1 pseudogene is annotated in these 744 nt (G+C 43.3%); it reads left to right on the top strand.

What is annotated here, in order from left to right:
• Window positions 1-463: 463 nt before the first annotated feature.
• A pseudogene (locus R7Z50_RS26915) lies at window positions 464-744 on the top strand (collagenase); the annotation flags it as partial.

Here is a 744-nt window from a genome sequence, read left to right as displayed (position 1 = left end):
CGAATCACGGGCTGTTTCCCAACAAACCTTGTTGTTTTTATTTACTAAATTGTTTTTATAGCAGTAGTAACTGAATAAAAAACGGGACACGTTTTGCCAGCGTTGCGTTTGGATTTCTAACCACAGGTGCTGAAGTTCGATATCGGCATCGGTCATAGATTTCATTCTAAATATGTTGGGAGAGCGATAGTGTAGCTTGGTTTTTTCATAACGCCAAAATCCTTCGTTGTAGCGTCTTTAAGTGCTAGTTCATCAAAGTCTATTGAGCAAATCGATTTTAATAAAGTTCGTAGTGTGGCGAATTGGGTACTAAAAAGTGATACCGCTAAATTTGTTTGTTAATGAATTGTTTATTTTAAAGCTCAGTCAGATTTATATGAGGGTGCTCTTCGTTGTGAAAAGAGCACGAAGTGATGTCACGTGGTATCGGCATTTAAGGAACACATTATATAGAAGAACAAAGATGGAACTGAAAACCCTCAGCGTCGCGATTGCGGCAACCTTGAGCAGCACTGCTGCGTTCGCAATGAGCGAGCCAGTAGCGCAAGTCACAGAGAAAGTTGAACATCATCAGCACGAACACGGTGTAGAAACGGCGCAGCCTGAGTATGCACCGACAGAATTGTTACCACAGCTACCGAAACAGACGTTACGTACGCGGGCTACCCAATCGGTTGAAGCGGCAAGCGTGGTTTGTGACGTAGAATCGTTCACAACCACCAACAGCAACGACTTGATCAGCGC

The organism is Vibrio sp. 1249-1, assembly GCF_033340495.1.
Note: the sequence above shows the minus strand (reverse complement) of the source record. Positions and strands in the feature narration are given on the sequence as shown.